23 protein-coding genes and 1 pseudogene are annotated in these 26097 nt (G+C 61.1%); 17 read left to right on the top strand and 7 right to left on the bottom strand.

The features are described 5' to 3' along the window. Window positions 1–53 precede the first annotated feature (53 nt). Window positions 54–191, bottom strand: coding sequence for a hypothetical protein (locus JN403_RS22915; RefSeq protein ID WP_163022139.1), 138 nt, complete (start codon window positions 189–191; stop codon window positions 54–56). 483 nt (window positions 192–674) lie between these two features. Here JN403_RS22915 and JN403_RS22910 point away from each other — a divergent pair, with 483 nt between their 5' ends. Together JN403_RS22910 and arfB are read left to right on the top strand one after the other, a co-directional pair. Then, window positions 675–2099, top strand: coding sequence for an amino acid permease (locus JN403_RS22910; protein ID WP_205484442.1), 1425 nt, complete (start codon window positions 675–677; stop codon window positions 2097–2099). A gap of 53 nt (window positions 2100–2152) precedes the next feature. Then, window positions 2153–2566, top strand: a complete 414-nt coding sequence (arfB, locus tag JN403_RS22905) for an alternative ribosome rescue aminoacyl-tRNA hydrolase ArfB (protein ID WP_065986956.1) — start codon at window positions 2153–2155, stop codon at window positions 2564–2566. A 15-nt stretch (window positions 2567–2581) separates the two neighbouring features. Here arfB and JN403_RS22900 read toward each other — a convergent pair whose 3' ends face one another. From JN403_RS22900 to phhA, 5 genes are all read right to left on the bottom strand, one after another. Continuing rightward, window positions 2582–3796, bottom strand: a complete 1215-nt coding sequence (locus tag JN403_RS22900) for an MFS transporter (protein WP_122537538.1) — start codon at window positions 3794–3796, stop codon at window positions 2582–2584. Window positions 3797–4045: 249 nt separating this feature from the next. Further along, complete coding sequence (locus tag JN403_RS22895) at window positions 4046–4183, bottom strand: hypothetical protein (protein ID WP_163023151.1); 138 nt, start codon at window positions 4181–4183, stop codon at window positions 4046–4048. A 179-nt stretch (window positions 4184–4362) separates the two neighbouring features. Further along, entirely contained in the window at window positions 4363–5559 is a 1197-nt protein-coding gene (locus JN403_RS22890) for an amino acid aminotransferase (protein ID WP_205484441.1), read from the bottom strand. Beyond that, window positions 5560–5916, bottom strand: coding sequence for a 4a-hydroxytetrahydrobiopterin dehydratase (locus JN403_RS22885; protein ID WP_065986962.1), 357 nt, complete (start codon window positions 5914–5916; stop codon window positions 5560–5562). Window positions 5917–5966: 50 nt separating this feature from the next. Beyond that, window positions 5967–6755: a phenylalanine 4-monooxygenase gene (phhA, locus tag JN403_RS22880; RefSeq protein ID WP_205484440.1), complete on the bottom strand. Its 789-nt coding sequence runs from the start codon at window positions 6753–6755 to the stop codon at window positions 5967–5969. A gap of 276 nt (window positions 6756–7031) precedes the next feature. Between phhA and JN403_RS22875 the strand changes: the two are divergent. Beyond that, window positions 7032–8583: pseudogene (locus JN403_RS22875) on the top strand (sigma-54-dependent transcriptional regulator). 124 nt (window positions 8584–8707) lie between these two features. On the opposite strand, the gene JN403_RS22870 reads toward JN403_RS22875, so the two are convergent. Next, window positions 8708–8974 (bottom strand): DUF2790 domain-containing protein, encoded by a 267-nt coding sequence (locus tag JN403_RS22870; RefSeq protein ID WP_122624628.1) that lies wholly within the window; start codon window positions 8972–8974, stop codon window positions 8708–8710. A 448-nt stretch (window positions 8975–9422) separates the two neighbouring features. On the opposite strand from JN403_RS22870, the gene acs reads away from it, so the two are divergent. The 14 genes from acs to astE all read left to right on the top strand — a co-directional run bounded on the left by acs (window position 9423) and on the right by astE (window position 26071). Next, entirely contained in the window at window positions 9423–11378 is a 1956-nt protein-coding gene (gene acs / locus JN403_RS22865; protein ID WP_122624629.1) for an acetate--CoA ligase, read from the top strand. Window positions 11379–12753: 1375 nt separating this feature from the next. Beyond that, window positions 12754–13530, top strand: coding sequence for an ABC transporter substrate-binding protein (locus JN403_RS22860; RefSeq protein ID WP_122537545.1), 777 nt, complete (start codon window positions 12754–12756; stop codon window positions 13528–13530). Between the two features lie 91 nt (window positions 13531–13621). Then, on the top strand, window positions 13622–14311 hold the full coding sequence (locus JN403_RS22855; protein ID WP_122537546.1) for an ABC transporter permease: 690 nt from the start codon (window positions 13622–13624) through the stop codon (window positions 14309–14311). Further along, window positions 14308–15006: an ABC transporter permease gene (locus JN403_RS22850; RefSeq protein ID WP_122537547.1), complete on the top strand. Its 699-nt coding sequence runs from the start codon at window positions 14308–14310 to the stop codon at window positions 15004–15006. Before JN403_RS22855 ends, JN403_RS22850 begins: the two co-directional genes overlap by 4 nt. A 1-nt stretch (window position 15007) precedes the next feature. Further along, a complete protein-coding gene (locus JN403_RS22845) occupies window positions 15008–16120 on the top strand; it encodes a succinylglutamate desuccinylase/aspartoacylase family protein (protein WP_205484439.1) in 1113 nt (370 codons plus the stop codon). A gap of 21 nt (window positions 16121–16141) precedes the next feature. After that, window positions 16142–16906, top strand: a complete 765-nt coding sequence (locus JN403_RS22840; RefSeq protein ID WP_122537825.1) for an ATP-binding cassette domain-containing protein — start codon at window positions 16142–16144, stop codon at window positions 16904–16906. A 149-nt stretch (window positions 16907–17055) separates the two neighbouring features. After that, on the top strand, window positions 17056–18039 hold the full coding sequence (gene argR, locus JN403_RS22835) for a transcriptional regulator ArgR (protein WP_122537549.1): 984 nt from the start codon (window positions 17056–17058) through the stop codon (window positions 18037–18039). A 224-nt stretch (window positions 18040–18263) separates the two neighbouring features. After that, window positions 18264–19484, top strand: coding sequence for an aspartate aminotransferase family protein (locus JN403_RS22830; RefSeq protein WP_205484438.1), 1221 nt, complete (start codon window positions 18264–18266; stop codon window positions 19482–19484). A gap of 125 nt (window positions 19485–19609) precedes the next feature. Next, window positions 19610–20641: an arginine/ornithine succinyltransferase subunit alpha gene (gene aruF / locus JN403_RS22825; RefSeq protein ID WP_122537551.1), complete on the top strand. Its 1032-nt coding sequence runs from the start codon at window positions 19610–19612 to the stop codon at window positions 20639–20641. A gap of 122 nt (window positions 20642–20763) precedes the next feature. Then, a complete protein-coding gene (gene astA, locus JN403_RS22820) occupies window positions 20764–21789 on the top strand; it encodes an arginine N-succinyltransferase (protein WP_065986198.1) in 1026 nt (341 codons plus the stop codon). Next, window positions 21786–23255 (top strand): succinylglutamate-semialdehyde dehydrogenase, encoded by a 1470-nt coding sequence (gene astD, locus JN403_RS22815; protein WP_205484437.1) that lies wholly within the window; start codon window positions 21786–21788, stop codon window positions 23253–23255. The genes astA and astD overlap by 4 nt, the downstream gene beginning before the upstream one ends. A 70-nt stretch (window positions 23256–23325) precedes the next feature. Then, on the top strand, window positions 23326–24672 hold the full coding sequence (gene astB, locus JN403_RS22810; RefSeq protein WP_205484436.1) for an N-succinylarginine dihydrolase: 1347 nt from the start codon (window positions 23326–23328) through the stop codon (window positions 24670–24672). A 76-nt stretch (window positions 24673–24748) separates the two neighbouring features. Continuing rightward, entirely contained in the window at window positions 24749–25042 is a 294-nt protein-coding gene (locus tag JN403_RS22805; RefSeq protein WP_065986195.1) for a topoisomerase II, read from the top strand. Window positions 25043–25063: 21 nt separating this feature from the next. Next, a complete protein-coding gene (gene astE, locus JN403_RS22800; RefSeq protein ID WP_122624635.1) occupies window positions 25064–26071 on the top strand; it encodes a succinylglutamate desuccinylase in 1008 nt (335 codons plus the stop codon). The last annotated feature ends 26 nt before the right edge of the window (window positions 26072–26097 follow it).

Raw genomic sequence — 26097 nt, 5'->3', positions numbered from 1 at the left:
AATGCTCAAAACAAGAGGGCGAACGCGTTAGCCACGTTCGCCCTTCAGCTGTTTTAGAACGGCCACATTGCGGTGCCAAACGGCACCACGGCGTCGGCCTGCATCATCTCCACAGCGGCATCATGAGTCGGTGCTTCAAACCAATCGTCCAATTGCAGTTCTTCTTCCAGAGCCAGTTCAACTGTTTGCATAGGTGAATCTCCTGAGAATGACGTACTTGCCGAATGCAGCGAGGACGAAAGGCATCGCTTTAAGTCCTCGTCATGGAAGCACACTGACCTTCGTGGCCAGCAAGCACTGAAAAAACTAGTTCAATAGTCAGGCTGTTGCAAAGTGAAAAACGGGTGCTGGATGCTGGCATTTTGCCGGACTTTTCAGAAGTTGCAACGAAAACAACGTTAGGGGGCTTACGATTTTATTTAATTATTTTTGCGACAAAATTGTGTCGGTGGGGTGATTGAAAGCCCAATCAATAACAGCTTCCCGGCTATAGCCGGTCCTACTCTTCCGCGCAAACCGGTGTGAGCGGTGTACAATGCGCGCCCGTTTTTTCTGTGATCCACCGGCGTACGGACGCCAACCCCTCGGGGTTACCCACTCCGTTTTCCTCCGTCGCGCCATGAGCGCGTCGGGTTCGATTCCGTCACAGACAAGCGCGCCAAGGTGATTTGCCAATGAGTGAAAACATGTCCCATTCGGGTGACTTGAAGCGCGGTCTGAAGAACCGCCACATCCAGCTGATCGCCCTCGGTGGCGCGATTGGCACGGGTCTGTTCCTGGGCTCGGCAGGGGTTCTGAAATCCGCTGGCCCGTCGATGATCCTTGGCTACGCCGTCTGCGGCTTCATCGCCTTCATGATCATGCGCCAGCTCGGCGAGATGATCGTCGAAGAGCCGGTGGCCGGGTCGTTCAGCCATTTCGCCCACAAATACTGGGGCGGCTTTGCCGGCTTCCTGTCGGGCTGGAACTGCTGGGTTTTGTACATTCTGGTGGGCATGTCCGAGCTGACCGCCGTCGGCAAATACATCCAGTACTGGTGGCCGGAAGTCCCTGCGTGGGCCTCGGCAGCCGTGTTCTTCGTGATGATCAACGTCATCAACCTGGCCAATGTGAAAGTCTTCGGCGAGGCCGAATTCTGGTTCGCGATCATCAAGGTCGTGGCGATTCTGGGGATGATCGCCCTGGGCAGTTATCTGCTGGTGAGCGGCGAGGGTGGCCCGCAAGCGTCGGTGAGCAATCTATGGGATCGGGGTGGCTTCTTCCCCCATGGCGTGAGCGGGCTCGTGATGGCGCTGGCGTTCATCATGTTCTCGTTCGGGGGCCTGGAAATGCTCGGCTTCACCGCTGCGGAAGCGGACCAGCCGCGCACCATCATTCCGAAGGCCATCAACCAGGTGATCTACCGGATTCTGATTTTCTACATCGGCTCGCTGGTGGTGCTGCTGTCACTGACGCCGTGGGACGCCTTGCTGGTTGACCTCAATGCCTCCGGCGATGCCTACAGCGGCAGCCCGTTCGTGCATGTTTTCTCGATGCTGGGCAGCACAACGGCGGCGCACATTCTCAACTTCGTCGTGCTGACGGCGGCTTTGTCGGTCTACAACAGCGGCACTTATTGCAACGCACGCATGCTGTTCGGCATGGCCGAGCAGGGCGATGCGCCGCAGTCACTGGCGCGGGTCGACAGTCGGGGTGTTCCGGTGCGGGCGATTCTGGTATCGGCGGCGGTGACGCTGATTGCCGTGTTGCTCAACTACCTGATGCCGCAAAACGCCCTTGAGCTGCTGATGTCGCTGGTGGTCGCGACGCTGGTGATCAACTGGGCGATGATCAGCTATTCCCACCTCAAATTCCGCCAGCACCTGAGCCGCGTCGGCCAGCAGCCGCTGTTCAAGGCGCTGTGGTACCCGTACGGCAACTACGTCTGTCTGGCGTTTGTGGTGCTGATTCTGGGGATCATGCTGATGATTCCCGGTATCCGGGTTTCGGTGTACGCGATCCCGGTCTGGCTGGCGGCGATGTGGGTGTTCTACCTGATCAAGAACAAGCGCCGGGCCAACAGCGAGTCGATGGCCCAGCGCACGTCGATCATCAAATGAGGCGAGAGCCGCCGGTGAAATCGCGGCGGCTTTGAACCAGGACATAGGTTGCGATGCTGATCATCTCCAACAACATCCATCTGCCGGACAGCGACGTCGAGCTGACCGCCATCCGTGCCCAGGGTGCCGGTGGCCAGAACGTCAACAAGGTGTCCAGCGCCATGCACCTGCGCTTCGACATCAACGCCTCGTCGCTGCCGCCGTTCTACAAGGAGCGACTTCTGGCGCTGCGTGACAGTCGTATCACCAGCGACGGCGTGCTGGTCATCAAGGCGCAGCAATACCGGACGCAGGAGCAGAACCGTGCCGACGCGCTGGAGCGTCTGAGTGAGTTGATCATCAGTGCAGGGAAGGTCGAGAAGAAGCGCCGGCCAACCAAGCCGACCCTGGGCTCGAAGACCCGTCGACTGGAGTCGAAGACCAAGCGCGGGTCGATCAAGGCAGGGCGGGGCAAAGTCGATTTTTGACCCGCGCAAGCGGGATCAGCTCGCGACTGGCTTTTCCCGGGTCCTCTTCGCGTGCTTATAGAGATACACGCTCAGCCCCAGCCCGCTCAGCGAAGCCAGCGCGGCAAACAGGAAAATCGACGCAAAGCCGAAGCCTGCCGCCACGGCGCCCGCCACCGGCCCGGTAATCCCCAGTGACAGATCAATGAACAGCGAATAAGCCCCCACTGCCGCACCGCGACTGGCCGGTGGCACAAGATTCACCGCTTCAACGCCGAGCGCCGGGAACACCAGTGAGAAGCCGAAGCCGGTCAGCGCCGCGCCGGCCAATGCCAGATTCGGGTTGGGCGCCAGCCACAACAGCAGCAACCCCAACGTCTCCACCGACAGGCAGGCAATCGCCACGCGGAAGCCGCCGATGCGATTGATCAGGTTGCCGAACAGCAGGCGTGCGCCAATGAAACAGGCGCCGAACAGGCTCAGGCACAACACCGCATTCGGCCAGGCGTGGCTGGCGTAATACAGCGTGATAAACGTCGCGATGGTGCCGAAACCGATCGACCCCAGCGCCAGCCCGGTGCCGTGGGGCAGCACACGCCCTAGCACGTGAAGGAAGGGCAAACGCTCCCCATGCACCAACGGCGCCGGGGTTTTCTTCCAGGCCAGGGAAATCCCCAGCGCCGCGAGCAGCATGATGCTGACGCCCATGCTCCACAGCCCCAGCGCGTTGACCAGCAGCACACCCAGCGGCGCGCCGATGGCCAGTGCGCCGTAGCTGGCAATACCGTTCCAGGAAATCACTTTGGCCGTGTTGGCAGCGCCGACGCGGCCGATGCCCCAGCCAATCGAGCCGGAGCCAACCAGACTTTCTGCGCTGCCGAGCACCAGACGGCCCACGAACAAGCTGATCAGACTGACCATCGGCCAGGCGTCGAGCCAGTCGGCGAGGAGCATGAACACGCCGCTCAACCCGCAGCCGAACAGGCCGATGATGACGGCCTTTTTCGGGCCTCGGGTGTCGATGAAGCGCCCGGCAAAGGGGCGACTGAGCAGTGTGGCGAGGTATTGCACGCTGATGACCAGCCCGGCGGCGACCGCGCCGAAGCCAAGGTCGGTGTGCACATAACCCGGCAATACGGCCAGCGGGATACCGATGTTCAGGTAGCCGATGAAGGTGAACAGCACGATGGAAACAACCTGCAGCGTGACAGCCATAGGACGTTGAGGGGCAGCGCTCGAAGCGTCTGGCATGGGCATAGATCCACGGTTACGACGGAAAAAGAATAGCGAGGGGTCAATCGGGTTGAAGCGTAGACGCTTGAATCCGTGCGAGGGCACATGATAACGAGGCACGGTGGTTCATGGCAGCAGCGGATGGGCGGATCTGATTTCGGGGTCAAGCAGAGGTAAAGCCTGTTGCGAATGATTCAGCCCTTATGGAAATACACCTTGAAGACGCTCTTCCATAGGGGCTGAACAGTCAGCGGTAAAAATCGGCCTTCAGCGCGGGCTTTGGGCTTTGCTGCTGTCATTACTCTTACCGCTGGCTTTCATCTCGATCGGCTGACCGAGTTCCTGGCGGGCTGCTGCACTTTGCTGGGTTTGGCTTGGGAAGGGGAAGTTCGGGATTTCATGCATATCATCGCTCCTCACAAGTGTGTTGCGGCTGAATTGAACAGCGCGTCTTAAAACGCTCAGGGAGGATACAGCAGTACAAATGACAATCAGACTTTTAAATGCGGGCCGCCGGTCATGTAGTGAGGATGGGTTCCTACAACATGCGCGCGGCCCTCGAAAAAGTCGGCTCGGTGAGCGCCTCAGTCCTCGCAAACCGCTGCAAACGCCGCTGCCAGTTCAGCCAGTCGCGTGGCATCAATCCCCGCCACGTTGGCCCGACCCGCCGCCACCATGTACACGCTGTGTTCGTTGCGCAGACGCGCCACCTGATCGTCGTTCATGCCGGTGTAGGAAAACATCCCGCGCTGCACGGCGATGTGGGCGAAGCGTTCACCCAGACCCAGCGGCGTGAGTGCCTCGACCAGCCCGACCCGAAGGTGCGCAATGCGGCTGCGCATCTCTTCGACTTCTTCAGCCCAAAGGGCTTTCAATTCAGGATCGCCGAGGATTTCGGCGACGACGGCAGCGCCATGATCCGGTGGATTCGACCACAGATTACGGGCCGTCGCCGACAGCTGACTGCGTACATCCATCAGCTTGTCGGTGGTGTCGGCGCAAACCAGCAAGGCGCCGGTGCGCTCGCGGTACAGGCCGAAATTTTTCGAGCACGAACTGGTGATCAGCAGCTCCGGCAGTTCGCCGGCAAACAGGCGAACCGCCCAGGCGTCCTCCTCAAGACCGTCGCCAAAACCCTGGTACGCGAAATCGATCAAGGGCAGCAGGTTGCGTTGCTTGACGATGTCCAGCACCGCGTACCAGTCATCACGGGACAGGTCGAACCCGGTCGGGTTGTGGCAGCAGGCATGCAACAGGACGACGTCGCCCTCGGGAATGGTCCTCAACGTCTCCAGCATGGCCGGCACGTTGAGCGTGTTGTCACTGCCCACGTAGGGGTAGTGACTGACTTTCAGGCCCGCCGCGGCGTAGATGGTTTCGTGAATCGGCCAGGTCGGATCACTCAGCCAGATGCCCTTGCCCGGCAGGCAATGGGCAATGAAGTCCGCGCTCAAACGCAGCGCTCCGGTGCCGCCGGGTGTCTGCGTGGCGCCAACGCGCTTGCTGGCGATCAGCGGTGAGTCGGCGCCCATGACCAGCTCACAGATCAGCGTGCCGAACCGCGGTTCGCCATGGCCACCGATGTAACTCTTGGTGGGTTGCGAGTCGACCAGCCGCTGCTCGGCGATTTTCACCGCGCGGGGAATGGTCGTCAGGCCCTGCGCATCTTTATAGACGCCCACGCCCAGGTCGAACTTGTTCGGATTCGGGTCTTTGGCGTAGGCCTGAATCAGGCCCAGGATGGGATCGTCCGGTACGCGCTGGATCTGTGAAAAATGCATTTACTTACGGCCCTCGGCACTTTTGGCCACCTCGTCGGTGCGGGAGGCCATGATGAAATCGTTGCGGTGCAGCCCCTTGATGGAATGGCTCCACCAGGTCACGGTCACTTTGCCCCATTCGGTCAGCAGACCCGGGTGATGACCTTCGGCCTCGGCAATTTCGCCGACCGCGTTGGTAAACGCCAGCGCAAATTTGAAATTCTTGAACAGAAAGACTTTTTCCAGCTGCATGACGCTGTCACGCACTTCGATGTTCCAGTCCGGGATCTGCTTGAGCAAGTCCGGCAGCTCGGCGTCACTGACCTGTGGGGCGTCGGCGCGGCAGGCTTCGCACTGGGATTGATTGAGAGCGGTCATTGGGAGATTCCTTGATCGGGTTCGGGCTTGCTGTTTCAGGCAGCTTTTGTTTAGGCGGCTTTTGTCTTGGCGGCGAACTTCGGCGCGTGCAGCCCTCGTTCGGACGCCGTGCGGGCCATGCCCATGATGTCTTCGTGGGCAAGGTCGAACAGGCGCTTGAGATCCGGCAGCACAAAATACAGCGGCTGGAGAATGTCGATGCGGTAGGGCGTGCGCATGGCTTCGATCGGGTCGAAGGGTTGATGTTCGGGGGTTGATGACACGCTGTAAACGGTTTCCTTGGGCGAGGAAAGGATGCCGCCGCCGTAGATCTTGCGCCCTTGGGGCGTGTCGACCAGGCCGAACTCTATGGTCATCCAGTAGAGGCGGGCAAGATACACGCGCTGCTCTTTGCTGGCTGCCAGACCGAGCTTGCCGTAGGTGTGGGTAAATTCTGCAAACCAGGGGTTGGTCAGTAGCGGGCAGTGTCCGAAAACCTCGTGAAAGATATCGGGCTCTTGCAGGTAGTCGAGCTCTTCTTCGCTGCGAATGAACGTAGCGACTGGAAATCGCTTGCTCGCCAGCAACTCGAAGAACGTTTGAAAAGGGATCAGCGCCGGTACGCGCTCGACTTGCCAACCCGTTGTAGCGCCGAGGACGCGGTTGATCTCGCCGAGCTGCGGAATACGGTCGTGGGGCAGGGCGAGTTGCTCGATCCCATCCAGATACTCCTGACATGCACGGCCCTCGACGACCTTGAGCTGCCGGGTGATGAGGGTGTTCCAGATGCTGTGCTCAGCGTCGGGATAATCAATGAATCCGGTGGCATCCGGCTCGCGGGCGACGTACTGCGTACTCATGGGGCACTCCTGATGGTTTTTTCTTATATGGAGCAAGCGATGTGCGGATGTTAAATCCGATTGAGCCATTGATAGCTGATTTGGCGCTCTTGAAGTGCAGGGTTGCCGTTCGATCAGCACCGAAATGCTCGCGGATCTGTAAAGAAATCGTGACGACCAGCCGGTGCTTGCTCAAATACATCACCTGATGCGCTTCATTCAGCGCTTGCGCTGTAACGTATTCTTGACGATAAACTCGGCCCAATCCGAAATCGATGCCACGTTCGCGAGCCCTTCATGCGTATCAAAGTCCATTGCCAGAACCGCGTCGGTATCCTGCGCGACATCCTCGAGTTGCTGGTGGCTTACGGCGTCAACGTCTCCGGCGGCGAAGTGGGCGGTGAGCATGGCGACGCCATTTACCTGCGTTGCCCGAACCTGATCAATCTGCAGTTCCAGGCGCTGGTGCCGAAGTTCGAGACCATCGCCGGGGTATTCGGCGTCAAGCGTGTGGGATTGATGCCCAGCGAGCGTCGGCACATGGAGCTCAATGCTTTGCTCGGCGCACTTGAATTCCCGGTGCTCTCCATCGACATGGGCGGCTCCATCGTTGCGGCCAACCGCGCCGCCGCGCAGCTGCTGGGAGTGCGGGTTGATGAGGTGCCGGGCATCCCGCTGTCCCGCTACGCTGAGGACTTCGACTTGCCACAACTGGTGCGCGCCAATCGCTCGCGCATCAACGGCATGCGTGTGAAAGTGAGGGGCGACATCTTTCTGGCTGACATCGCGCCCCTGCAATCCGAGCATGAAGACAGCGAGGCCATGGCCGGCGCAGTGCTGACACTGCACCGCGCCGACCGGGTCGGCGAGCACATCTATAACGTGCGCAAGCAGGAGCTGCGTGGGTTCGACAGCATCTTTCAAAGCTCGAAGGTGATGGCCGCGGTGGTCCGGGAGGCCCGGCGCATGGCGCCGCTGGATGCGCCGTTGCTGATCGAAGGCGAAACCGGCACGGGTAAAGAACTGCTGGCGCGGGCCTGTCACCTGGCCAGCCCCCGCGGCCAGTCGCCGATGATGGCGCTCAATTGCGCGGGGTTCTCCGAATCCATGGCTGAGACCGAGCTGTTCGGCTACGGCCCCGGCGCATTTGAAGGTGCACGAGCCGAAGGCAAGCTGGGGCTGCTCGAATTGACCTCGGGGGGACGTTGTTTCTCGACGGGGTTGCGGAGATGAGTGGACGGTTGCAGGCGAAACTGCTGCGCTACTTGCAGGAAGGGTGCTTTCGGAGGGTCGGCAGCGACGAGGAGGTGTACCTGGACGTGCGCATCATCTGTGCCACGCAAGTGGACTTGTCCGAACTCTGCACCCGGGGCGAATTCCGCCAGGACCTCTATCACCGGCTCAACGTGCTGTCGCTGCACATTCCGCCCCTGCGCGACTGCCTGGACGGCCTCGCGCCGCTGGTTGAGCACTTTCTCGATCAGGCCAGCCGACAGATCGGCTGCACTTTGCCCCGGCTGGCGCCAGCGGCAATGGAGCGCCTCAGCCAATACGATTGGCCCGGCAATGTGCGGCAGCTGGAAAACGTGTTGTTCCAGGCTGTTTCGCTGTGCGACGGAAAACTGGTGAAAGCTGACCATATTCGCCTGCCGGATTACGGCGTGCGACAACCCTTGGGAGCGTTTTCCCTGGAAGGGGGCTGGAAGATATTGTCGGGCGGTTTGAGAAAGCAGTACTTGAGCAGCTCTATGCGGCGCACCCGAGCAGCCGTTTATTAGGCAAGCGATTGGGTGTTTCCCATACAACCGTCGCCAATAAGTTGAAGCACTACGGAATAGGCCAAAGTTAAAAGTTGTTCATGACTACAGAGGCACGCTTACCCGCGAATCTGTAATGCTGTTAGCGGATATATAAACTCATACACCGCGATTCGCGGGCAAGCGCTCTTGCAAACAAGCGGCGAGCGCAACTGATCAGCCGTTGCTGCAACCGTTGCCCATGACCTGATACTCAAGCACGTGGCGTTTGCCCTGAGAGTCAACGTAGGTCATATGCTGTGGGACGACCTGGCAGACGTTCGGCACTTCATCCACCGAAATAACCTTCGCGATATCCAGCTTGGTGGAGTAGGTGTATTCCTCGACACGCTGTTGCTGGGCGGCGACTTTTGCGCCGGATTCTTCTGCCATTGCCATGGCGCTGAAACCACAAAGAGCCATTACAACCAGTGCAGCTTTCATTACTCATTTCCTCTAAGTTGCTTCATTAACACTGCGACGCAGAAAGTGCGGTCGACAGGGTGCGCAGAATCCTTGTGGGGCTCTGGGTGAAGCGAATGATGACCGGGTGGGTTTAGTTGATCGATACTCCAGCGTGGGGGCTGTTGTTAATCAATCATTTGCCGTGTTGGCGGAACGGATTCTATGCCCCTGTCTGGAATTCATATAGAAACCATTCTGATAAAGTCTGTTGAGCAAATCGGCAACAATCGCTGTTATTCGGTTGTTGGCCGGGCTCGACGGGTTCTTTAGTCGTAGCCGGGACATGAAGATTTGCCTGAAACCGGGCACCTCAGCTGCTTTCGGCGCTATGCTCGGAGTCGGTAAGACCATCGTCGAATGGCCTTTGCAGCCATCGGCGGATACAACAGGGTCATAAAACAACAACATTTCCACCGAGGTAAGAAAGATGAGTGCGGCTTCCCTGTACCCCGTCCGCCCTGAAGTGGCAGCCAATACGCTGACTGACGAGGCGACCTACAAGGCGATGTACCAGCAGTCGGTGGTCAACCCCGATGGCTTCTGGCGCGAACAAGCCCAGCGCCTTGACTGGATCAAGCCATTCACCACCGTCAAACAGACCTCCTTCGACGACCACCGCGTCGACATCAAGTGGTTCGCCGACGGCACCCTGAACGTTTCCTACAACTGCCTCGACCGCCATCTGGCCGAGCGCGGTGATTCAATCGCGATCATCTGGGAAGGCGACGATCCTTCCGAGAGCCGCAACATTACCTACCGCGAACTGCACGAGGAAGTCTGCAAGTTCGCCAACGCGCTGCGCGGGCAGGATGTCCATCGCGGCGACGTCGTCACTATCTACATGCCGATGATCCCGGAAGCCGTGGTGGCCATGCTGGCCTGCGCGCGCATTGGTGCGATTCACTCGGTGGTGTTCGGTGGTTTCTCGCCTGAAGCACTGGCTGGTCGCATCATCGACTGCAAATCGAAGGTAGTGATTACCGCAGACGAAGGGCTGCGCGGTGGCAAGAAAACCGCGATGAAGGCGAATGTCGACCGTGCCCTGACCAACCCGGAAACGGCGAGCGTACAGAAAGTCATCGTGTGCAAGCGCACCGGCGGCGATATCGAGTGGAACCGTCATCGCGACATTTGGTACCACTCGCTGCTGGACGTGGCCTCAAGCACCTGCGCGCCGAAAGAGATGGGCGCCGAAGAATCGCTTTTCATCCTTTACACCTCGGGTTCCACCGGCAAGCCGAAGGGCGTGCTGCACACCACAGCGGGCTATTTGCTGTACGCCGCGCTGACCCACGAGCGCGTGTTCGATTACCGTCCGGGCGAAGTGTACTGGTGCACCGCGGACGTCGGCTGGGTCACCGGCCACAGCTACATCGTCTACGGTCCGCTGGCCAATGGCGCGACCACGCTGCTGTTCGAGGGCGTGCCGAACTACCCGGACATCACCCGCGTGTCGAAAATTGTCGACAAGCACAAGGTCAACATCCTCTACACCGCGCCGACCGCCATCCGCGCGATGATGGCCGAGGGCACCAAAGCCGTAGAGGGCGCCGACGGTTCGAGCCTGCGCCTGTTGGGTTCGGTGGGTGAGCCGATCAACCCGGAAGCCTGGAACTGGTACTACAACACGGTCGGCAAGAAGAATTGCCCGATTGTCGACACCTGGTGGCAGACCGAAACCGGCGGCATTCTGATCAGCCCGCTGCCTGGCGCCATTGCCCTGAAGCCGGGTTCGGCGACCCGTCCGTTCTTCGGCGTGATTCCGGCCCTTGTGGATAACCTGGGCAACCTCATCGAAGGCGCAGCGGAAGGCAATCTGGTGATTCTCGACTCGTGGCCGGGTCAGTCGCGCAGCCTGTATGGCGATCATGACCGTTTCGTCGACACTTACTTCAAGACCTTCCGCGGCATGTATTTCACCGGTGACGGCGCCCGTCGCGACGAAGACGGTTACTACTGGATCACCGGCCGCGTCGACGACGTGCTCAATGTGTCCGGCCACCGCATGGGCACCGCCGAAATCGAGAGCGCGATGGTGGCTCACCCGAAAGTGGCCGAAGCGGCGGTCGTGGGCGTGCCTCACGATTTGAAGGGGCAGGGCATCTACGTCTACGTCACGCTCAATGGCGGTGAGGTGCCGGACGAGGCGTTGCGCATCGAGCTGCGCAACTGGGTGCGCAAGGAGATCGGCCCGATCGCCTCGCCGGATGTGATCCAGTGGGCGCCGGGCCTGCCGAAGACCCGTTCCGGGAAGATCATGCGACGCATCCTGCGCAAGATCGCGACCGGGGAGTACGACGCGCTGGGCGATATCTCGACGCTGGCTGACCCGAGTGTGGTGGCGCATCTGGTGGAAACCCACAAGACCATGACTGCGGCGTGACGGTCATGCTTCGTAAGATCAAGGGCGTCGGCCTAACGGCCTCTGTTTCGCCTTCGGCGAGTTACTTGGAAAAGTCGAAAGTCGCACCATCCCCAAGTAACCAAGGGTGCCTGCTCTCGGTTGGGCCCGACTTCGTCGGGTTCCTTCACTCCGGCCTCGCTCCGTGGGCCCGCGCCGAACGGACATCCATGTCCTGACGGCGCTCTCGCCGCATCCCTGCGGCTCGGCCCACTCCGCGAGACCTCCGTTCAGCCTGCACCAAAGTCGCATTTTGCGGTGTCTGGGCTATCGCGTAGAAGATCAACAACAACAGCTTCCCGGCTGAAGCCGGTCCTACAGTCGGCGATAGTCCCACTGAATGCACGCGCTGCTGTGAGTGGGACTGGCTTTAGCCGGGAAGAGGCCAGTCCAGGCGCCAACAATTATGCTGATCGCACCCCCGTCCTTGTGGGAGTGAGCTTGCTCGCGAATGCTGCATTTCAAACATCAGAGATTCGAAGGATGTACCAACTCCTTCGTGAGCAAGCTCACTCCCACAAGTCCCCCAGTATCCTTAGCCCGCAATCCGCCCTCGATCTGCCTTTGATCTGCCGTTGATCTGCCTTTGATCTGCCTTTGATCTGCCTTTGATCTGCTTTTGATCTTCATGCGCAAGAGGCTCAAACACCGCCAATCGCGACTTGGGTGCAGGCTGAACGCAGACGACGCGGAGTGGGCCGAGCGGCATGGATGCCGCGAGAGCGCCGCTAGGACATGGATGTCCGTTCGGCGCGGGCCCACGGAGCGTCGTCGGAGTGAGGGAACCCGACGAAGGAGGGCCAAACCAGGAGCAAGCACCTTTGGTTACTTGGGGTGCTTTTCCAAGTAACTCGCCGAAGGCGAAACAGTCCGCCCCCAGGCGGACGCTCTTGATCCTAATAACCCGGACGGTCCCCCGAAGAATCGGGAATTATCGATCTGTTACCGCACATCCGCTCGCGTAACCTTGCGCCCCGCTGTGGGGCGTTTCCACCCGAAAACAAAGCATTTCATCCTCCCGAATCAACCCGCTTCCACGCTGGACTTGCCGGATCATAAGGCTTTGCCAATAATGGGCGCGTTATTTGCTTCGTTGATAGGTTTGCCAGCTCTGGCACTCGCATAAAGCTTTTTGGATGTCAATTAGCCTGAATACGATTTCATGCGCTTCTGTAACTAGTTGTCGCATTGAAGAAATATCGACTTTCAGCCTGCCGCTAAAATGCCGACCACTCGCCGAAGGCTAGTCGGGTCCAGAGACCCGCCGGCACCTCGCGTCGCAATTTCTGATTCCTCCTGCTCATTGAGCGTCTCGCTCATTGCCATTTGTCGCGTTATACCGATGGAGTTCCAAGAAATGAAAAAGCTCATGCTGCTGGGTGCGCTGGCACTGTCCGTATTGGCACAGCCCGTGTTCGCCGATGAAAAGCCCATGAAGATCGGCATCGAAGCGGCATACCCTCCGTTTGCCTCGAAGGCGCCGGACGGCAGCATCGTCGGCTTCGACTACGACATCGGCAACGCCCTGTGCGAAGAGATGAAGGTCAAGTGCGTGTGGGTCGAACAGGAATTCGACGGCCTGATCCCGGCGCTGAAAGTGCGCAAGATCGACGCCATCCTGTCCTCGATGTCCATCACCGAAGACCGCAAGAAGTCGGTCGACTTTACCAACAAGTACTACAACACCCCGGCCCGTCTGGTCATGAAACAGGGCACCGTCGTCAGCGACGCCCTGACCGAGCTCAAGGGCAAGAACATCGGCGTGCAGCGTGGCTCGATCCACGAGCGTTTCGCCAAGGAAGTCCTGGCCCCGCTGGGTGCTGAAATCAAGCCGTACAGCTCGCAGAACGAAGTCTATCTGGACATCGGCGCCGGTCGTCTCGATGGCACCGTGGCGGATGCCACCCTGCTGCAGGACGGCTTCCTGAACACCGAATCCGGCAAAGGCTACGCGTTCGTCGGCCCGGCCTTCACCGACGTCAACTACTTCGGCGACGGCGTCGGCATTGCCGTGCGCAAAGGCGACAAGGCTGACCTGGACAAGCTCAACGCCGCCATCGCGGCCATCCGTGCCAATGGCAAATACAAAGCCATCCAGGACAAGTACTTCGACTTCGACATCTACGGCAAGTAAGTTGGTTTAAAGCCGTCAATGGCGCAAACAGCCGGTCACCGCACCGACTAATTGCGCCATTTTTCTATCCCGCGCTTGAGGGCCAAACAACATGTTGAAAGGTTACGGAGCCGTCATCCTCGACGGTGCATGGCTGACCTTGCAGCTCGCTCTGTGCTCCATGGCGCTGGCGATCGTGCTCGGCCTGATCGGCGTGGCATTGCGGCTGTCGCCGGTGCGCTGGCTGGCCTGGCTGGGCGATCTGTACTCCACCGTGATCCGCGGCATTCCCGATCTGGTGCTGATTCTGCTGATTTTCTACGGCGGTCAGGACCTGCTCAACCGCGTTGCACCGTTGCTCGGTCACGACGACTACATTGACCTGAACCCGCTGGTGGCCGGCATCGGCACGCTGGGTTTCATTTTTGGCGCGTACCTGTCGGAGACCTTCCGCGGCGCGTTCATGGCCATCCCGAAAGGCCAGGCCGAAGCGGGCATGGCCTACGGCATGAGCAGTGGCCGGGTGTTCTTCCGCATTCTGGTTCCACAGATGATCCGTCTGGCGATCCCCGGTTTCACCAATAACTGGCTGGTACTGACCAAGGCCACCGCGCTGATTTCCGTGGTCGGTCTGCAGGACATGATGTTCAAGGCCAAGCAGGCGGCCGATGCCACCCGCGAGCCCTTCACTTTCTTCCTCGCAGTCGCGGCCATGTACCTGGTGATCACCAGTGTCTCGCTGCTGGTACTGCGCTACGTCGAAAAACGTTACTCGGCCGGCGTAAGGGTGGCAGACCTATGATTTTCGATTACAACGTCGTCTGGGAAAGCCTGCCGCTGTATTTCGGCGGCCTGCTGATCACCCTCAAACTGCTCGCGCTCTCGCTGTTTTTCGGCCTGCTCGCTGCACTGCCACTGGGCCTGATGCGCGTGTCGAAAATCGCCTGGGTCAATCTGCTGGCCTGGAGTTATACCTACGTCATTCGCGGCACGCCGATGCTGGTGCAGCTGTTCCTGATCTACTACGGTCTGGCGCAATTCGAAGCGGTGCGCGAAAGCATTCTGTGGCCGTGGCTGTCGAGCGCGACGTTCTGTGCGTGCCTGGCCTTCGCCATCAACACCAGCGCCTACACCGCTGAAATCATCGCCGGCAGCCTGAAGTCCACGCCGCCGGGCGAGATCGAGGCGGCGCGAGCGATGGGCATGTCGAAAGCCAAAATGTACCGCCGCATTCTGCTGCCGTCGGCCCTGCGCCGGGCGCTGCCGCAGTACAGCAACGAAGTGATCATGATGCTGCAGACCACCAGTCTGGCGTCCATCGTCACGCTGATGGACATCACCGGTGCGGCGCGCGCTGTGAACGCCCAGTTCTACCTGCCGTTCGAGGCCTACATCACCGCAGGCGTTTTCTACCTGTGCCTGACGTTCATTCTGGTGAAACTGTTCAAGCTGGCCGAGCGCCGCTGGCTCAGTTACCTCGCCCCGAGGAAGCACTGATATGCAGCGCATCGATCACGATTTGCCGTGGGGCAACCTCGGCACCCAGCGCACCCTGAGTGTGTTCCGTTTCGGTCAGGGCGAGCGCAAGGCCTACATTCAGGCCAGCCTGCACGCCGATGAGCTGCCGGGCATGCGCACCGCCTGGGAATTGAAGAAACGCCTGACCCAGCTGGAAGAACAGGGCCTGCTCAAGGGCGTCATCGAGCTGGTGCCGGTCGCCAATCCGATCGGTCTGGGCCAGTTGCTGCAGGGCAACCATCAGGGCCGTTTCGAGTACGGCAGTGGCAAGAATTTCAATCGCGATTTCACCGAATTGAGCGAGCCGGTGGCTCAGGCGCTGGCAGGCAAGCTCGGTGACGACCCCCACGCCAACGTCAAACTGGTTCGTCAGGCCATGGCCGACGTGCTTGAGCAGTTACCGCCGGCGGGCAGCGAACTGGCCGGCATGCAGCGCGTCTTGCTGGGTCACGCCTGCAACGCCGACGTGGTGCTGGACCTGCATTGCGACACCGACGCTTCGCTGCACATGTACGCCTTGCCCCAGCACTGGCCGCAATGGCGTTCGCTGTCGGCGCATCTGGGGGTCACGGTTGCGCTGCTGGCTGAAGATTCCGGCGGCAGTTCGTTCGACGAAGCCTGTTCGTTGCCGTGGCTGCGTTTGTCCAAGCAGTTCCCGGACGCGCAGATCCCGCTGGCCTGCCTGGCGACCACTCTGGAACTGGGCGGCCAGACCAACACCGGCAAGGCTGAAGCCGAGGCCTACGCCGAGGGCATTCTGGCGTTTCTCGCCGAGCAGGGCCTGATCAGTGGCGACTGGCCGCAAGCTGGCCATGAAGCGTGCGAAGGCATGCCGTTCGAAGGCACCGAAATGATTTACGCACCCCATCCCGGCGTGCTGACTTTCTTGCGTCCGGCGGGGGCCTGGGTCGAATCAGGCGAGCCGCTGTTCGAAGTCATCGACCCGTTGACCGATCGCGCCACCACCGTTTGTGCCGGCACCGCCGGGGTGCTGTTCGCCATCGAAAAACTGCGTTACGCCCAGCCGGGTTTCTGGATGGCCAAAGTGGCCGGCCGCACACCGTTGCGCAGCGGCCGCCTGCTCAGTGACTGATTACTTGTGAGAACCGACATCATGAACAAACTGGAAGTCCAGGACCTGCACAAGTGCTATGGCAGTCACGAAGTGCTGAAAGGCGTCTCGCTGACCGCCAAGGCTGGTGATGTCATCAGCATCATCGGTTCCAGCGGCTCGGGTAAAAGCACCTTTCTGCGCTGCATCAACTTGCTGGAGCAGCCGAAATCAGGGCGCATCCTGCTCAACAATGAAGAGCTGAAACTCGTCTCCAACAAGAACGGTGGTCTGAAGGCAGCTGATCCGAAACAGCTGCAGCGCATGCGTTCGCGCCTGTCGATGGTGTTCCAGCACTTCAACCTGTGGTCGCACATGACCGCACTGGAAAACATCATCGAAGCGCCAGTGCATGTCCTGGGCGTGCCGAAGAAAGAGGCCTTGGAAAAGGCCGAACATTATCTGAACAAGGTCGGCGTTTATCACCGCAAGGACGCTTACCCAGGGCACATGTCCGGCGGCGAACAGCAGCGAGTGGCGATTGCCCGGGCGCTGGCGGTGGAGCCGGAAGTCATGCTGTTTGACGAACCGACTTCCGCGCTGGACCCCGAGCTGGTCGGCGACGTGCTGAAAGTCATGCAGGCGCTGGCCCAGGAAGGCCGGACCATGGTGGTGGTGACCCACGAAATGGGCTTCGCCCGTGAAGTGTCGAACCAGTTGATCTTCCTGCACAAGGGCCTGGTCGAAGAAAGTGGCAATCCCCGTGAAGTGCTGGTCAATCCGAAATCCGAGCGTTTGCAGCAGTTCCTGTCCGGCAGTTTGAAGTAGCGAGCCCGCCATGTGAGAGCGGTGCGTTTTGCTTCAGAACGGTTCATGCTGCGCGTCATTCAGACCGCAGCCATTGACTGAAGGTTACAGAATCCCATCGCATGCCAGGCGTGCGACCCCTTTTAGCGACACGTTTCGGATTGCACGCCATGACTGCCCATCGAATCGGATTTCTCATCTGGCCCGGCACCAAAGCCTTGACCCTGGCGCTGGCGGAGGAAGCCCTGCGTGTTGCTCAGCGCGTTCACCCCGAAGTGGTTTACGAACTGTCGTTTCTGCAGGCCGAGCCGCCAACTGATGGCACCGGCTGGCAATTGCCGGGCGAGCCGTGGGTCGGTCGTCTGGAGGGGTTTCAGAAGCTGTTTCTGCTGGCCGACGAGCCGCCGGCGCCGATGTCTTCGGCCCTCGGTGGCGCGCTCAAGCAGCTGGTCCGCGCCGGTTGCGTGATCGGCGGGTTGTCGGCGGGTGTGTATCCACTGGCGCAGCTGGGTTTGCTCGACGGTTACCGTGCCGCGGTGCACTGGCGCTGGCAGGACGATTTTGCGGAACGCTTCCCCAAGGTCATCGCCACCAGTCATCTGTTCGATTGGGATCGCGATCGCCTGACGGCCTGCGGCGGGATGTCCGTATTGGATCTGTTGCTCGCGGTGCTGGCCCGTGATCATGGCGCCGAGCTGGCCGGCGCGGTGTCGGAAGAATTGGTGGTGGAGCGCATCCGTGAGGGCGGCGAGCGTCAGCGGATTCCGTTGCAGAACCGTCTGGGTTCCAGCCACCCGAAGCTGACCCAGGCGGTGCTGTTGATGGAAGCCAACATCGAAGAGCCGCTGACCACCGACGAAATCGCCCAGCACGTGTGCGTCTCGCGACGTCAACTGGAACGCATCTTCAAGCAATACCTCAATCGCGTGCCGAGCCAGTATTACCTCGAACTGCGCTTGAACAAGGCGCGCCAGATGCTGATGCAGACCAGCAAGTCGATCATTCAGATCGGCCTGTCCTGCGGGTTCTCCTCGGGGCCGCATTTCTCCAGCGCCTACCGCAACTTCTTCGGCGCCACACCCCGTGAAGACCGCAACCAGCGTCGCAGCAGCAGCCCATTCGAATTGTCGTCGGTGCCCGCCGAGCGTGGTTGAGCATTAGCCCTGGGCTGTTTCGATCCTGCACTGCAATACGCGCACGCCACCGGTTAAACTGCGCCTTTGTGACGCAATTTGTCGCATTGCCGCAAACCCCGTAAAAAGCCGGTTTGGCGCTGTAAGAAGTTGTCGCTTGGCGGCAAGGCCCGGCCCGAATCAGTCCTTACAATCCTTCCATCGCTCGCCTGTCCCAGGCAGGCGTTCCTCTTCAGGAGACTCCGATGTCCGTTGAGCAAGTACCGGTGCAACGTGCCGATTTCGACCAGGTGATGGTCCCCAACTATGCCCCGGCAGCGTTCATCCCCGTGCGCGGTCAGGGTTCTCGCGTCTGGGATCAGTCGGGTCGCGAACTGGTTGATTTCTCCGGCGGCATCGCGGTCAACGTGCTGGGCCACGCGCACCCGGCGCTGGTGGGCGCGCTGACCGAACAGGCCAACAAGCTGTGGCACGTCTCCAACGTCTTCACCAACGAACCGGCGCTGCGTTTTGCCAAGAAGCTGGTTGACGCCACCTTTGCCGACCGCGTGTTCTTCTGTAACTCCGGCGCGGAAGCCAACGAAGCCGCTTTCAAACTGGCCCGCCGCGTGGCCCACGATCTGTACGGCCCGGACAAGTACGAAATCGTCGCTGCCCTGAACAGTTTTCACGGTCGTACCCTGTTCACGGTGAGCGTCGGCGGTCAGCCGAAATACTCCGACGGCTTCGGGCCGAAAATCACCGGCATCACCCACGTCCCTTTCAATGACCTTGACGCGCTGAAAGCCGCTGTCTCGGACAAGACCTGCGCGGTGGTGCTGGAGCCGATCCAGGGCGAGGGCGGCGTACTGCCTGCCGAACTCGAATACCTGCAAGGCGCACGCAAATTGTGCGACGACCACAACGCGCTGCTGGTCTTCGACGAAGTTCAGAGCGGCATGGGGCGCAGCGGTCATCTGTTCGCTTACATGCATTACGGGGTGACGCCGGACATCCTCTCCAGCGCGAAAAGCATCGGCGGCGGCTTCCCGATGGCGGCCATGCTCACCACTGAAAAACTCGCCAAGCACCTGGCCGTTGGCGTTCACGGCACCACCTACGGCGGCAACCCGCTGGCGTGCGCAGTCGGCGAAGCGGTCATCGATGTGGTCAATACCCCGGAAGTGCTGGCGGGCGTGAAGGCCAAGCATGAATTGTTCAAGGCGCGTCTGGAGAAGATCGGTCAGCAATACGGCGTGTTCAGCCAGGTGCGCGGCATGGGCCTGTTGATCGGTTGCGTATTGACCGACGCCTGGAAAGGCAAAGCCAAAGACTTCTTCAACGCCGCCGAACAGGAAGGCGTGATGGTGCTCCAGGCCGGTCCCGACGTGGTGCGTTTCGCCCCGAGTCTGGTGGTGGAAGACGCCGACATCGAAGAAGGCCTGAACCGCTTCGAACGGGCGGTTGCCAAGCTGACGGCGGCATAAGCCACCTGTGGGAGCGCCACCCCGGGCGCTCCCGCAAGCCCACACCTACAAGGTCGGGCACGCTTCACTTTTTGTTTTTTCCTGTGCCGGAATACCGGCCCGATTTTTTCTCAAGGAGTGACACCATGCTGGTGATGCGCCCCGCGCAAATGGCGGATCTGAGCGAGGTTCAACGACTCGCGGCAGACAGCCCGATTGGTGTCACGTCCCTGCCGGATGACGCTGGACGTCTGAGTGACAAGATTGCTGCGTCCGAAGCCTCGTTCGCGGCGGAAGTCAGTTTCAACGGTGAAGAGACCTACTTCTTTGTCCTCGAAGACACAGAAGCGGGCCGCCTGGTGGGCTGTTCAGGGATCGTCGCCTCGGCGGGGTACTCCGAGCCGTTCTACAGCTTTCGCAACGAAACCTTCGTCCACGCCTCCCGTGAACTGAAGATCCACAACAAGATTCACGTGCTCTCGCAGTGCCACGACCTTACCGGCAACAGCCTGCTGACCAGCTTCTACGTGCTGCCCGAACTGGTCGGTACGCTGTGGTCGGAGCTCAACTCCCGCGGCCGTCTGCTGTTCGTCGCCGGCCACCCGGAGCGCTTTGCCGACTCAGTAGTCACTGAGATCGTCGGTTACAGCGACGACCACGGCGACTCGCCGTTCTGGGACGCCATCGGGCGCAACTTCTTCGACATCAACTACGCCGAAGCCGAGCGCCTGTGCGGGCTGAAAAGCCGGACCTTCCTCGCCGAGCTGATGCCCCATTACCCGATCTATGTGCCGCTGCTGCCCGATGAAGCCCAAGAGGCCATGGGCCAGGTCCATCCGCGCGCGCAGATCACCTTCGACATCCTGATGCGCGAAGGCTTCGAGACCGATCATTACATCGACATCTTCGACGGCGGGCCGACCCTGCACGCGCGGGTCTCGGGCATTCGTTCCATCGCCCAGAGCCGCGTCGTGCCGGTCAAGGTCGACACGGTCAGTACCGGTGATGCGGTCAAGGGCGGGCGGCCTTATCTGGTTTCCAATGGCCAGTTGCAGGATTACCGCGCGGTCATGCTGGAACTGGACTGGGTGCCCGGCAAGCCGGTCGCTTTGAGTCTGACTGCGGCCGAAGCGCTGGGTGTCGGCGAAGGCGCCAGTGTGCGCATCGTCGCGGTCTGACAACCGGGTCAAGTTGGGTTGAGATGAGTTGACGGCGAACGGCGATGCAATGGCAGGCCGACGCCGTAAAGCAGGTTAGCGAGTTCGCCGGGGGTTGCAGAACCCCGGCATGAGGAGAAAGCATGATCGTTCGTCCCGTACGCAGCAGTGACCTTCCGGCGCTGATCGAGCTGGCGCGCAGCACCGGCGCAGGCCTGACCACCTTGCCGGCCAATGAAGAGCGTCTGGCGCACCGGGTCGGCTGGGCCGAGAAAACCTTCCGTGGCGAGGCGGGGCGGGGCGATGCTGATTACCTGTTCGTGCTCGAGGATGACGACGAGAAAGTCGTCGGCATTTCTGCGGTCGCCGGCGCTGTGGGGCTGCGCGAGCCCTGGTACAACTACCGGGTGGGCCTGACGGTCAGCGCGTCCCAAGAGCTGAACATCTACCGCGAGATCCCGACGCTGTTTCTGGCCAACGACCTCACCGGCAACTCCGAGCTGTGCTCGCTGTTCCTTCACGCCGACTACCGCAATGGCCTCAATGGCCGCTTGCTGTCCAAGGCGCGGATGCTGTTCATTGCCGAGTTTCCGGAGCTGTTCGGCACCAAGACCATCGCTGAAATGCGCGGCATCTCCGACGAGCAGGGTCATTCGCCGTTCTGGGAAAGCCTGGGTCGGCACTTCTTCAAAATGGAATTCAGCCAGGCCGACTACCTCACCGGAGTCGGCAACCGCGCGTTCATTGCCGAGCTGATGCCCAAGTTTCCGCTGTACAGCTGCTTCCTCTCAGAAGCCGCGCGCGAGGTCATCGGCCGCGTGCACGTCAGCACCGAACCGGCGCTGGCCATGCTCAAGGCTGAAGGCTTCAGCTATCAGGGATACGTCGACATCTTCGACGCCGGCCCGGCCATCGAATGCGAAACCAGCAAGATCCGCGCGGTCCGCGACAGCCAGGCGCTGGTGCTGGCCGTCGGCACGCCGGGTGACGACGCGACGCCCTTCCTTATCCACAACCGCAAGCGCGAAGACTGCCGCGTGACCGCTGCCCCTGCGCGTTTCGCCGCCGGCACCCTGGTGGTCGATCCACAGACCGCCAAGCGCTTGCGCCTCAGCGCCGGTGATCAGGTTCGCGCCGTGCCACTGTCGCCTGCCCGGGAGAGTATTTGATGAACACGTTGTATATCGGCGGTGCCTGGCAGGACGGCCAGGGCGACGTATTCGATTCCCTGAACCCTGTGACCCAGCAAGTGATCTGGTCGGGCAAAAGCGCAACGGCGGAACAGGTTGATGCGGCGGTCAAATCGGCCCGTCAGGCGTTTCCGGCCTGGGCGACGCGCAGCCTGGACGAGCGCATTGCTGTGCTTGAAGCCTTCGCCGCTGCGCTGAAGAACCGCGCCGATGAAATCGCCCGTTGCATCGGTGAGGAAACTGGCAAGCCACTGTGGGAATCGGCGACTGAGGTCACCAGCATGGCCAACAAAGTGGCGATCTCCATTCAAAGCTACCGCGAGCGGACCGGGGAGAAGAGCGGCCCGCTAGGCGACGCCACCGCCGTGCTGCGACACAAACCCCACGGCGTGGTGGCGGTGTTTGGTCCTTACAATTTCCCGGGTCACTTGCCTAACGGCCACATCGTCCCGGCGCTGCTGGCGGGCAATACCGTGGTGTTCAAACCCAGCGAACTGACCCCCAACGTCGCCGAACTGACCGTGCAATGCTGGATCGAGGCCGGTCTGCCGGCGGGCGTGCTCAATCTGCTGCAAGGCGCGCGGGACACCGGCATCGCACTGGCCGGCCATTCAGGCATCGACGGCTTGTTCTTCACCGGTTCCAGCCGCACCGGCAATTCCCTGCATCAACAGTTCGCCGGTCGCCCGGACAAGATTCTTGCGCTGGAAATGGGCGGCAATAACCCGCTGGTGGTCGATCAGGTCGCCGACGTCGATGCCGCGGTCTACACCGTGATTCAATCAGCCTTTATTTCTGCCGGCCAGCGCTGCACCTGTGCCCGCCGCCTGCTGGTGCCCCAAGGTGCCTGGGGCGATGCATTCCTGGCGCGGCTGGTTGAGGTGACCTCGACCATTCAGGTCGGCGCCTTCGATCAACAGCCGGCGCCGTTCATGGGCTCGGTGATTTCCCTGGCCGCTGCGCAGGCACTGATCGATGCCCAGGAAGTGATGCTGGCCAACGGCGCAGTTGCCCTGCTTGAAATGGCCCAGCCTGCCGCGCAATCGGCGCTGCTGACGCCGGGCATCATCGACGTCAGTGACGTGGCAGATCGTGAGGATGAGGAACTGTTCGGGCCGCTGTTGCAGGTGATTCGCTACGCTGATTTCGACGCAGCCATCGAAGAGGCCAACGCCACGCAGTACGGGTTGGCGGCGGGGCTGTTGTCGGATTCCCAGGCGCGCTATCAGCAGTTCTGGCTGCATAGCCGTGCAGGCATCGTCAACTGGAACAAGCAACTGACCGGCGCGGCGAGTACGGCACCGTTCGGCGGTGTCGGCGCCTCGGGCAACCATCGCGCCAGCGCCTACTACGCGGCGGATTATTGCGCGTACCCGGTGGCGTCGCTGGAGACCGAAACCCTGGCGCTGCCTGCCAGCCTGACGCCCGGCATCACCCTGAACTGACCGCGCTCCTTGATAGCGCCGCGCACTTCGAAGAATGTGCACATAAAAACAGATCCACGGAGCCTCACCGATGAAATCCTGTGAAGTCAACTTTGACGGTCTAGTGGGCCCGACCCACAACTACGGTGGGCTGTCCTACGGCAACGTCGCGTCCCAGAACAACTGCCAGCAATCCTCGAATCCGCGCGAGGCCGCTTTGCAGGGGCTGGCCAAGATGAAAGCGCTGATGGAGATGGGTTTTGCCCAGGGCGTGCTGGCCCCCCACGAACGTCCCGATGTGGCCGGTCTGCGTAAGCTGGGCTTCAGCGGCAGCGACGCACAGGTCATCGAGCGCGCGGCCAAAGAGTCGATGCCGCTGCTGGCCGCCAGTTGCTCGGCGTCGAGCATGTGGGTGGCCAACGCCGCCACGGTCAGCCCCAGCGCCGACACCGCCGACGGCCGCGTGCATTTCACCGCCGCCAACCTCAACTGCAAATACCACCGCAGCATCGAGCACCCGACCACCAGCCGCGTGCTTGGCGCGATGTTCGCCGATCAGCAGCATTTCGCCCACCACGCGGCGCTGCCTGCCGTTGCCCAGTTCGGTGACGAAGGCGCTGCCAACCACACGCGCTTCTGCCGCAGCTACGGGGAGCCCGGCGTCGAGTTCTTCGTTTACGGCCGCGCTGCGTTCGACAGCCGTTTCCCCGCGCCGCAGAAATACCCGGCACGCCAGACCCTCGAAGCGTCCCAGGCCGTTGCGCGTTTGCATGGCCTGAGCGCCGAGGGCGTGGTCTTCGCCCAGCAGAACCCGGCCGTCATCGATCAGGGCGTGTTTCACAACGACGTGATCTCGGTGGGCAACGGTGAAGTTCTGTTCTTCCACGAAGATGCGTTCCTCAATACCGAGCCCATGCTCGCCGACTTGCACGCCAAACTCGGTCAACGCGGCGGTCGCTTCCAGGCCATTTGCGTGCCGCGCAGTGAAGTGGCGGTGGAAGACGCGGTGCGTTCGTACCTGTTCAACAGCCAGTTGCTGTCCCGTGCCGACGGTTCGATGCTGTTGATCGTGCCGGAAGAGTGCCGCAGCAACGAGCGCGTGTGGCATTACCTGCAGCGCCTGCTGGCGGACGACAGCCCTATTCGCGAGGTCAAGGTGTTCGACCTCAAGCAGAGCATGCAGAACGGCGGCGGCCCGGCGTGCCTGCGTCTTCGCGTGGCCTTGAATGAAACCGAACTGGCGGCGGTCAATCCAGGCGTTATCATGACCGCGCCGCTGTACGACACGCTGACGCAGTGGGTCGACAAGCACTATCGCGACCGCATGAGCGACAGTGATCTGGCCGATCCGCAGTTGCTGACCGAATGCCGCACGGCGCTGGACGAGCTGACGCAGCACCTGAAACTGGGCGCGGTCTATCCTTTCCAGATCAACTGATGCACCCCATCCGTTACGCCTGCGCCCGAGCGGCGTCAGGCGACGATGTTTTTGCTTTTACAGAGAGAGTTTTGCCATGACCGACGCGCTGCGTTTGATCCTTGAAGACACCGACGGCACTCAGCTGGAAACGTCCTGCACCCGTCTTGCCGTTATCTGGCAGGGCAAAGAGGTCTGGATTCAACAGGACGGCCGTGGCCAGTTGCTGATCGGCGTTGACGTCGAAGAAGGCGATGCCGAATACGCCAACCTGCTGCTGCGTCCATTGGCGACCAACCTGGTCAGCCTGCAGCTGGAAATGGAGCCGGCTGACATGAGCGGCGACGACGAAGAAGGCCACGTGCACGGCCCAGACTGCACCCACGACTAAGCCTGCGCAGGAAGCTTCCCCATGCTCGCCCTCGGCAAACTGCTTGAACTGACCCTCGCGGGTCGCGAACCCGCGGAAAAGACTCAGCTGACCGTCGACGGCGTTCGCATGCGCTGGCTCGCTGAGGGGGCGCTGGAAGTCCGGCCTCCCGAAGCACGCGACAATGGCACCGACCTGCTGCTGTCCGCCGGCATCCACGGCAATGAAACCGCGCCGATCGAACTGCTCGACACGCTGATTCACGCCATCGCCCGGGGCGAACTCAAGCCTCGCGCGCGTATTCTGTTCCTGTTTGGCAACCCCGAAGCGATGCGTCGCGGCGAGCGATACGTCGAGCAGGACGTCAACCGGCTGTTCAACGGCCGTCACGAGCACAGCGGCGGCAGCGAAGCCTTGCGCGCCTGCGAACTCGAGCGTCTGGCCGCCAGCTTCTTCAATATTCCGGGCCGCTATCGCCTGCACTACGACCTGCACACGGCGATTCGCGGCTCCAGAATCGAGCAGTTCGCGCTGTACCCGTGGAAAGAAGGTCGCGCCCACTCCCGCCGTGAACTCGCCCGTTTGCGCACGGCGGGCATGGAAGCGGTGCTCCTGCAGAACAAGGCGTCGATCGTGTTCAGCGCCTACACCTACGACAAGCTCGACGCCGAAGCCTTCACCCTGGAACTGGGCAAGGCGCGCCCGTTCGGGCAGAACCAGCAGGTCAATCTGGACAAGCTGAAGTCCTGCCTCGAACACCTGATCGCTGGCACCAACGCCGATCAGCCTGCCGATCTGGATGGCTTGCAGCTGTTCAGCGTGGCCCGGGAGATCATCAAGCACAGCGACGCCTTCCGCCTGCACCTGCCGGCGGACATCGAGAACTTCACGGAACTGGAAAAAGGCTACGTGCTGGCCGAAGACCTGGCCGATTCACGCTGGGTGATAGAAGAAGAGGGCGCCCGGATCATCTTCCCCAACCCGAACGTCAAAAACGGACTGCGGGCGGGGATTCTGATCGTGCCGGCGACGGACGAGACATTGGCGTGACGCGCCAGTAGCTGTCCCGCCGAAGA

This window comes from Pseudomonas sp. 15A4 (genome assembly GCF_016925575.1).
Lineage (GTDB): Bacteria > Pseudomonadota > Gammaproteobacteria > Pseudomonadales > Pseudomonadaceae > Aquipseudomonas.
Note: the sequence above shows the minus strand (reverse complement) of the source record. Positions and strands in the feature narration are given on the sequence as shown.